This is a genomic window from Vibrio sp. 1288 (assembly GCF_033344475.1).
Genome location: NZ_JAWPOX010000049.1, coordinates 21,636 through 30,705 on the forward strand (window position 1 = coordinate 21,636; position 9,070 = coordinate 30,705).

A 9,070-nucleotide genomic window follows, 5' to 3' on the forward strand; every position below is an offset into this window, starting at 1 on the left:
GACCTGAGTATGGCCTCTCTAATTCAGTGGGACGAGGACAAGGCGACAAGTGAACTTATTCCTATGAGCATAGTATGCTATGTGATTAGGATAAGTGAACGCCGTCAACGCAGTTATCGTCCCACTGAAGACGAGAGGATTAGTGGCGGAAGTGACGCATACCGGTAAAGATCATCGCCATGCCGTGTTCGTCTGCTGCGGCAATAACTTCGTCATCACGCATCGAACCACCTGGTTGGATAACACACTTGATGCCTGCTTCTGCAGCCGCGTCGATACCGTCACGGAATGGGAAGAATGCATCTGATGCCATTACACAACCTTCAACCTGTAGACCTTCGTCTGCAGCTTTGATACCTGCGATTTTCGCAGAGTAAACGCGGCTCATTTGGCCAGCGCCTACACCGATAGTCATGTCGCCTTTCGAGTAAACGATTGCGTTAGATTTCACGTATTTCGCTACTTTCCAGCAGAACAGTGCATCTTTCAGCTCTTCTTCTGTTGGCTGGCGCTTAGAAACCACTTTTAGGTCGTCTAGGCTTACCATGCCTTGGTCACGGTCTTGAACCAGTAAACCGCCATTCACGCGTTTCACGTCAAAGCCCGTTGTCTTAGTTGTCCATTCGCCACACTCAAGTAGACGCACGTTTTTCTTCGCTGCAACCACTTCAATCGCTTCAGCAGAAACAGAAGGTGCGATGATCACTTCAACGAATTGACGCTCAACAATAGCGGTTGCTGTTTCAGCATCCAGTTCTTGGTTGAATGCAATGATGCCGCCGAATGCAGATGTTGGGTCAGTTTGGTAAGCACGGTGGTATGCTTCTAGAATGTCTTTACCCAGCGCTACACCACATGGGTTCGCGTGTTTTACGATCACACATGCTGGCTCGTTGAACTCTTTCACACACTCAAGTGCGGCGTCCGTGTCTGCGATGTTGTTGTAAGAAAGGGCTTTACCTTGGATTTGGCGAGCAGTAGAAACGGATGCTTCTTGTGGGTTTGCTTCAACGTAGAATGCGGCTGCTTGGTGGCTGTTCTCACCGTAGCGCATGTCTTGTTTCTTCTCGAATTGTTGGTTGAAGGTGCGAGGGAATTTACTCTCTTCATCGCCTTCTTTGTTCTCACCGTAAGATGGAACCATGGTGCCGAAGTAGTTTGCGATCATGCCATCGTAAGCCGCAGTATGCTCGAATGCTGCGATAGCTAGGTCGAAACGAGTTTCTAGTGTTAGAGACTTCTCGTTTGCGTCCATCTCTGCAATTACGCGGCCGTAATCACCTGCGTTAACAACGATAGTCACGTCTTTGTGGTTTTTCGCTGCAGAACGAACCATGGTTGGGCCGCCGATATCGATGTTTTCAACCGCGTCGGCTAGTGTACAGCCTTCTTTGGCAACGGTTTCTGCGAATGGGTATAGGTTTACGACAACCATATCGATAGGGTTGATGCCGTGCTTTTCCATCACGTCATCATCTTGGCCACGACGACCAAGCACACCACCGTGAACTTTTGGGTGAAGCGTTTTAACGCGGCCGTCCATCATTTCTGGGAAACCAGTGTAGTCAGAGACTTCGGTTACGGCGATGCCTTGTTCGGCAAGTAGGCGAGCTGTACCACCAGTAGATAGGATATCGACACCGCGCTCAGCAAGAGCTTGCGCAAACTCAACAATACCTGTTTTGTCTGATACGCTGATAAGCGCACGGCGAATAGGACGAGCGTTATTCATGCTTCCATTTTCCTCAAATTCACGGAGTTAAAGATGTTTGCCAAAAATGAACTTGTTTTTACCTCTTGGGGTAAAATATTGGCCAGTTTTGGTAAAGACCTTTGCAGGGTGTTTTCTGGTTAGAAAACAGTCTCCACATTTGATGGCGCGTATTCTAACCAATTTATTACAAAAAAGCTCGCGCAATCGTTTGGCATCTCAAAAATAATTGCAAAAAAGTCGTTCTTTAGCTTTAAAAGTAACGAGATAGTTAATAGGGAAAGTTATGTTTCAGATAGGTGAACTGGCAAAACGTTGTGGTGTGACTGCCGATACATTGCGTTTCTACGAGAAAAACGCGCTAATAAAACCCGCAGGACGAAGTGAGTCAGGCTACCGCTTGTATGATGAAGAGAATCAAAAGCAGGTGCACTTTATCCTCAAAGGTAAAGATCTTGGCTTGAGTCTGGATGAAATTAAAGACCTGTTAGAAATTAAGTTAGAAGCCACAGAACACAGCTGTGCAGAGGTAAAAGCCATTACTTCTGCTAAGTTAGAGCTGATTGATGGGAAAATTAACGAGCTGACGAAAATTCGCCGAGCTTTGAAGAAGATTAATGATGCTTGTTGTGGTCATACAGACGATGACGCCACACATTGCTCTATCCTCGCAGCACTTGAGTAGTCTCATTCTTGCATCACTTAACTTAAGTTTGCATTTTTGGCGACTTGCTTTTCTAGGTACACGCTGCTTTCCCACCTATAATCTTGCCTTTAGTTACTTGTAGGAATCGACCATTGTCTGATTCCTAGCGTAACGCTGTCTGTAGATACGAGAGTTTTCATACATGGTTGGAGTCTATTTTCAAATCAATGACTGGGTTTTGAGCGTGGATGAAAATAAGCTGTATCGACAAGATAGGGAAGTTACTGTTGAGCCACGCTTAATTAATCTTTTGCACTTCTTAGCGGAGCATGCGAATGAGGTGTTCAACCGCGAGGAATTGATTCAGTACGTTTGGGCTGGAGCGATTGTGACCGATCAAGTGGTGACTCAATCCATCTTTGAGTTGCGTAAGCTACTACGTGACGGTCGAGAGGAAAATACCAACTACGTTATCACGGTGCCCAAGCGTGGCTATAAGCTGGTAGCGAACGTGGTTACTATGACGCATGAAGAGTTTGTCACAAGTCGGCAAAATGAAGAGATCCCACCTTCGGTTGAAGAATCGGAAGAGGATTGTCTACCTATAGCACCAGCCGTTACCTTTCCAGCAGGTCCTCTAACTCGCGCGGTCTGCGAGATGTCAAAAGAGAAAAAAGCCCCTCAGAGCAAAAACAAAATCAGCCCTTGGCGATTGGGAATTATGAACTTCATCTGGATCAGTATGTTGGTCGTAGTGATGGGCGTGTTTACCTACAAGCAATCGGAAGTGCGTATTACCCAAGCCATCGATACCCATCTGATTGAGTTCAAGTTTCAAGATAATTTTACGAATGAAGGATTAAGCTACGATTTGGCAGACGGATTCGCCCAAAAGTTGATGTCCGACATTGCTCAAGTCAGTGATTACCGAGTCATGCTAAAGAAGGCGTCGTTTACTTCTGGCATTGTGCCTGGTAAATCGGTTGTGGTGAGAGTTCGTGAGAATGACGGTGGCAGCTTTTTAGAGGTGGAATATCGCAATAACTCATCTGAGAAAGTGTTGTTTAGTCGTCAATACGCGTTAACCAGTAGTCATTTAAAGACAGTGCTTCAACAAGCGTCGTTGGATTTGATGCAAGTGCTGAAAGTGTCGGATGCCAAATTGAAATCTACGATGCTGGTGGCGGGAATGCCAATGAATCCCGACGCGTTGGAGTTGTTTGTTCAGGCTAACCATTACCTTAATGTCTCTGATACTAAACAATTCCGCCAAGGTATCGACTTGATGGAAAACATTTTAGAAATCGAGCCGGATAATGCTTACGTTCAAGCTGAGTTGTTGATTGCTTACCATGTACAAAAGGCACTTGATTTCTCACAGGAGTTGAAGAAAGGGCGAATGCAGCAGCTCAGTGAAGCACTAGAGACTAATGTGAAAATGATGGTGGGGCCAATTCAACCGCGAATTTATGAAGCTTTAGCACTGCACGAAACCATCATTGGTGACATGGCGTTAGCCAAGCGGCATCTCGGACAGGCATTGAGGTTACGTGATTCAGTGCTTTCCTATGTGATTCGCGGTAAGCACGCCGAATTGGATGGTGATCTGGATTTAGCCAGTGAGTCTTACAGTGAAGCTTTCTATATTGATACGTCGGTTGAGACGTACCTGCTGTGCGAAAACTTGGTCTTCCCAAGTAACATGAAGGCGATTGATTACGCCATGTATCGCGCCGTTCACCCTTCTGTCGTTCGAATGCTTTAATTCTCTCGGACTCAACGTCAGCCTAATGCTAGCCCCTCATTTCGATGAGGGGCTTTTTTGTCGCTGTCGAAAAGTGAAAAGGGTGGGGCGGTGGGGCAATGACTTACGAAGGAGCTAACAACGCAAGCTTGCAACGGGAATACATACCCGCTTTGCTTCTCTATCTCTATCTCTATCTCTATCTCTATTGATTGTATGAAGTGTCTGGATGAGTTATGTGGCGAGAATGATTTTGGTGCCTTCTTGCATGCGAGATGAATATTGACTTGGGTCAAGAAGCGCGATCAGGGAGAGATTTATGGAATCAACACTTCAGGGAATTAACCCTTCGGGATGGGGAAGTTGATAGAGGTTGATAACTTTTATCGCGATGACCAACGAGTTGATGAGAGTTTATCTATCGGTAGAAGGTTTGATGTTTTTCTTGTAACTATATGAATAATATAGTTTTATGTTTTTGTGTTTATCATGTTTATCATGTTTATCTCAACTTGATGTTGATGAACTAATCATTTTATTGATAACACCAAGTTTATTTTTTTCCCGATTTTTGGGCGTAGTCTTCACTTCGAAATTTAGCGAGGTCGAGAAGGTTCCTCCTCATAGCATCTCGCTAATAACCATTCAGTTTGAGTCATGTTGACTCGAGTAGAATAGATTTGGAGATGTTATGTCATCGAATGCGAAAAAAATCGGCCTTATTGCCTGTACGGGTGTCGTAGCCGGTAACATGATGGGTAGTGGTATTGCACTATTACCTTCTAGTCTTGCCTCTGTAGGCTCTGTTTCAATCTTCAGTTGGTTGATCTGTTTGGTCGGTGCACTGAGTCTGGCGTTCGTTTACGCTCGTCTGGCAACCAAAAACCCACAAGAAGGTGGTCCTATCGCTTATGCTGGCGAAGTGTCTCCGGTATTTGGTTTCCAAACGGGCGTTCTTTATTACCACGCGAACTGGATTGGTAACCTGGCTATTGCCATTACAGGTGTTTCTTACCTTTCAGTATTCTTCCCTGTGCTTAATAACCCAATTCCAGCAGGTATTGCGACGATTGCATCGGTATGGATCTTCACTTTCGTCAACCTACTTGGTGGTAGCTGGGTAAGCCGTCTATGTACGCTTGGTTTAGTTCTTATCCTTATCCCAGTTGTTGGTACAGCTGCATTTGGTTGGACGCACTTCGATACTGCGCTTTACAGCCAAAACTGGAACGTATCAGCAGGCACTGACAGCCACGCGGTAGTAACAGCGGTTCTTATCTGTCTATGGTCATTCGTAGGTGTGGAATCAGCAGCGGTATCGACGGGTATGGTAGAAAACCCTAAACGTACTGTACCACTAGCAACTATGTTAGGTACTGGTATCGCAGGTGTGATTTACATCCTATCAACTCAAATGATCAGCGGCATGTTCCCAGCGTCAGAAGTTGCGGCATCAGGTGCGCCATTTGCATTGGCAACCACTGAGCTATTCGGTAGCTGGACTGCACCATTCGTATCAGCATTCACAGCACTAGCATGTTTCACTTCGCTAGGTTCTTGGATGATGCTGGTGGGCGAGGCTGGTAAACGTGCAGCAAGCGATGGCAACTTCCCTAAAATCTACGGCGAAACTGACAAAAACGGTGTGCCTAAGAAAGGTCTAATCCTTGCGTCAATCAAGATGACTGCACTGATGGTTGTACTGATGTTCTTCAGCTCTAAAACAGCACACGCATCAGACCTGTTCAACCAGCTAACGACTGACGCAGTTCTACTAACAATGCTGCCTTACTTCTACTCAAGCATTAACTTGATTCGCTTCGAAGGTATGACAACACGCAACGGCTTCGTAATGCTGTTCTCTGGTGTGGCTTGTCTGTTCTGCTTCATCGCACTAGCTGGTGCAGAGGGCGGTACGCTAACAGCAACCTTCATCGTGTCTCTAGTTATCTTGATGTTCTACAGCAAAAAAGCGGGTCTTGCTCAGCACGTGAAAATGCACGCTGACGACATGACTGCCCAAGCAAGCAACTAATCCCCAAAACGCTGGCACTAGGGTGCCAGCCCATAAAACCCAAATTCACGCGGCGCTCACCTTACTCATTGCCTGTAAATGGCAAAGAGCGCCCTCATTCGCCTTGGAGATGTCCAAATGAATATATTCGCTATCTTGAACCACATGGGTGTGTTCTTTAAAGAAGAGCCAGTTTGTCAACTTCACGCTGCTCTTGAGAAAGCGGGCTACGAAGTGGTTTACCCAGTAGATGATAAAGACTTGATCAAAATGATTGAGATGAACCCTCGCATTTGCGGTGTGCTGTTCGATTGGGATAAATACTCACTAGAGCTATGTGAACGTATCAGCCAAATCAACGAAAAACTGCCTGTTCACGCATTTGCTAACGAACAGTCTACTCTAGACATTTCACTAACAGACCTACGTCTAAACGTGAGCTTCTTCGAGTACGCTTTAGGTATGGCTGACGACATCGCTATCAAAATCAACCAAGCGACTGAGGCATACAAAGATGCCATTATGCCTCCATTCACTAAAGCGCTATTCAAATACGTAGAAGAAGGTAAGTACACCTTCTGTACTCCAGGTCACATGGGCGGTACTGCATTCCAAAAAAGCCCTGCTGGTAGCATCTTCTATGATTTTTACGGTCCAAACACATTCAAAGCGGACGTATCAATCTCAATGCCTGAGTTAGGTTCTCTACTAGACCACTCAGGTCCACATAAAGATGCAGAAGAATACATCGCACGTACCTTCAATGCAGACAGTTCTTACATCGTAACTAACGGTACGTCTACATCGAACAAAATCGTGGGTATGTACTCAGCGCCTGCGGGCAGCACAGTACTGATTGACCGTAACTGTCACAAATCTCTGACTCACCTAATGATGATGAGCGACGTGACACCAATCTACTTCCGCCCAACTCGTAACGCATACGGCATCCTTGGTGGTATTCCACAAAGCGAATTCAGCCGCGATGTCATTGCAGAGAAAGTGGCGAAAACACCAGGTGCAACAGCACCAACTTACGCAGTAGTGACTAACTCAACGTACGATGGCTTGCTGTACAACACACAATTCATCAAAGAGTCGCTAGATTGTAAACACATCCACTTCGACAGTGCTTGGGTGCCTTACACTAACTTCAACCCAATTTACGAAGGTAAATGTGGTATGAGTGGTGAAGCGATGCCAGGCAAAGTGTTCTACGAAACACAATCAACACACAAACTGTTGGCTGCGTTCTCACAAGCTTCAATGATTCATGTGAAAGGCGACTTTGATAAAGAATCTTTCAACGAAGCATTCATGATGCACACTTCAACTTCACCTCAGTACGGCATTGTTGCTTCTACTGAAACTGCAGCGGCAATGATGCGCGGCAACACTGGTAAGAAGTTGATGCAAGACTCTATCGATCGCGCAATCCGCTTCCGTAAAGAGATCAAACGTCTAGAAGCAGAAAGCGACAGCTGGTTCTTCGATGTATGGCAACCAGAAAACATCGATACCACGGAATGTTGGAAACTAGACCCTAGCGACACATGGCACGGCTTCAAGAACATGGATGACAACCACATGTATCTTGACCCAATCAAAGTAACGCTACTGACTCCGGGGATGAATAAAGAAGGCGAACTAGAAGAATCAGGTATTCCTGCTTCGCTGGTGGCTAAATTCCTAGACGAGCGCGGCATCGTGGTAGAGAAAACAGGTCCATACAACTTGTTGTTCCTATTCTCAATCGGTATCGACAAATCAAAAGCAATGCAATTGCTACGCGGCCTAACTGAATTTAAACGTGGCTACGACTTGAACCTAACCATCAAGAGCTTCCTACCTTCACTATACAACGAAGACCCAAGCTTCTATGAAGGCATGCGTGTTCAAGAACTAGCACAAGCGATTCATGACCTAACTAAGAAATACAACCTACCTGAGCTAATGTACAAAGCGTTCGATGTACTTCCAGAAATGAAAGTAACACCACACGCAGCATGGCAAGAAGAGCTTCGTGGCAACATCGAAGAAATCAAACTGGAAGAAATGGTTGGCCGCGTAAGTGCGAACATGATCCTTCCTTACCCTCCAGGTGTGCCACTAGTACTTCCTGGTGAAATGGTGACTCAAGAGTCTCGCCCTGTGCTGGACTTCCTAGAGATGCTTTGTGAGATCGGTGCGCATTACCCAGGTTTCGAAACCGACATCCACGGTCTATACCAACAAAAAGATGGTAGTTACACCGTAAAAGTATTGAAGAACTAAGTTCCTCTCGAAGATGACGCCATTGGGAATGCAAGCATGCTCCACTCTTACGAGCTCAATGCGTCATCGAACAATAACGACATTTAGATATACCCCTAACTAATCTGTCGTAAAGAGAAGGGCAAGGATGCTCTGATCTTTTCTTCTATATATAGAAGAAACACTTTTCCAAGACTTCACCTGAAGTACCCCAAATAAAAAGCAAAGACCAAAAGAGCAGTTCGTCATCGTTCTGCTCTTTTTTTTCATCTTTATATAGATAGAAAGAGAAAAAAGAACCAAGAGAGATAAGATCAGCAACGAAATCACAAAGAAACCGGCGATCTTTTAATGCAGAAGTCAGGTGTTTCATCATGAAAAGATCCTCTGCAACCCGAAATATTAGACAAGATCGTTGAGTATCTATGCAGAATGCTCGTTATTTGTGCGGTTGAAGGTTTTTTTGCAAAAAACGCTTGTGCTAATTTCTCAACCCCCTATACTGCGCATCCACCGACACGGAGTGAGACGAAAGTCACACAGCGAGTCGGGAAGAGAGAAAAAAGAATTTGAAAAAAATGCTTGACTCTCTCACGGTGTGAAGTAAGATACGCACCCCTAACGACGAGCAACTAAGTTGCTGAAAATGTTAGAAAAGCTCTTTAAAAATAAGAACCTATCAATCTGTGTGGGCACTCGTTG

At 45.3% G+C, this 9,070-nt stretch carries 6 protein-coding genes; 4 read left to right on the forward strand and 2 right to left on the reverse strand.

Annotated elements, in window-relative coordinates:
* Positions 1-139: 139 nt before the first annotated feature.
* Positions 140-1,732, reverse strand: coding sequence for a bifunctional phosphoribosylaminoimidazolecarboxamide formyltransferase/IMP cyclohydrolase (gene purH, locus R8O11_RS22875; protein WP_318194463.1), 1,593 nt, complete (start codon positions 1,730-1,732; stop codon positions 140-142).
* A gap of 265 nt (positions 1,733-1,997) precedes the next feature.
* Here purH and zntR point away from each other — a divergent pair, with 265 nt between their 5' ends.
* The 4 genes from zntR to R8O11_RS22895 all read left to right on the forward strand — a co-directional run bounded on the left by zntR (position 1,998) and on the right by R8O11_RS22895 (position 8,389).
* Positions 1,998-2,396 carry a Zn(2+)-responsive transcriptional regulator gene (gene zntR / locus R8O11_RS22880; protein ID WP_005382529.1) on the forward strand — a complete coding sequence of 133 codons (399 nt, stop codon included), beginning with the start codon at positions 1,998-2,000 and terminating at the stop codon, positions 2,394-2,396.
* 163 nt (positions 2,397-2,559) lie between these two features.
* Positions 2,560-4,122, forward strand: a complete 1,563-nt coding sequence (cadC, locus tag R8O11_RS22885; RefSeq protein WP_005382530.1) for a lysine decarboxylation/transport transcriptional activator CadC — start codon at positions 2,560-2,562, stop codon at positions 4,120-4,122.
* A gap of 670 nt (positions 4,123-4,792) precedes the next feature.
* Entirely contained in the window at positions 4,793-6,136 is a 1,344-nt protein-coding gene (gene cadB / locus R8O11_RS22890) for a cadaverine/lysine antiporter (protein WP_104979812.1), read from the forward strand.
* A gap of 117 nt (positions 6,137-6,253) precedes the next feature.
* Positions 6,254-8,389, forward strand: a complete 2,136-nt coding sequence (locus R8O11_RS22895) for a lysine decarboxylase CadA (RefSeq protein ID WP_318194464.1) — start codon at positions 6,254-6,256, stop codon at positions 8,387-8,389.
* Positions 8,390-8,534: 145 nt separating this feature from the next.
* On the opposite strand, the gene R8O11_RS22900 is transcribed toward R8O11_RS22895, so the two are convergent.
* Positions 8,535-8,744, reverse strand: a complete 210-nt coding sequence (locus R8O11_RS22900; protein ID WP_033907513.1) for a hypothetical protein — start codon at positions 8,742-8,744, stop codon at positions 8,535-8,537.
* Between the last annotated feature and the right edge of the window lie 326 nt (positions 8,745-9,070).

Coding starts and splice junctions, on each gene's coding strand:
- purH (WP_318194463.1), bottom strand. CDS start 1,732: ATGAATAACGCTCGTCCTATTCGCCGTGCGCTTATCAGCGTATCAGAC.
- zntR (WP_005382529.1), top strand. CDS start 1,998: ATGTTTCAGATAGGTGAACTGGCAAAACGTTGTGGTGTGACTGCCGAT.
- cadC (WP_005382530.1), top strand. CDS start 2,560: ATGGTTGGAGTCTATTTTCAAATCAATGACTGGGTTTTGAGCGTGGAT.
- cadB (WP_104979812.1), top strand. CDS start 4,793: ATGTCATCGAATGCGAAAAAAATCGGCCTTATTGCCTGTACGGGTGTC.
- R8O11_RS22895 (WP_318194464.1), top strand. CDS start 6,254: ATGAATATATTCGCTATCTTGAACCACATGGGTGTGTTCTTTAAAGAA.
- R8O11_RS22900 (WP_033907513.1), bottom strand. CDS start 8,744: ATGATGAAACACCTGACTTCTGCATTAAAAGATCGCCGGTTTCTTTGT.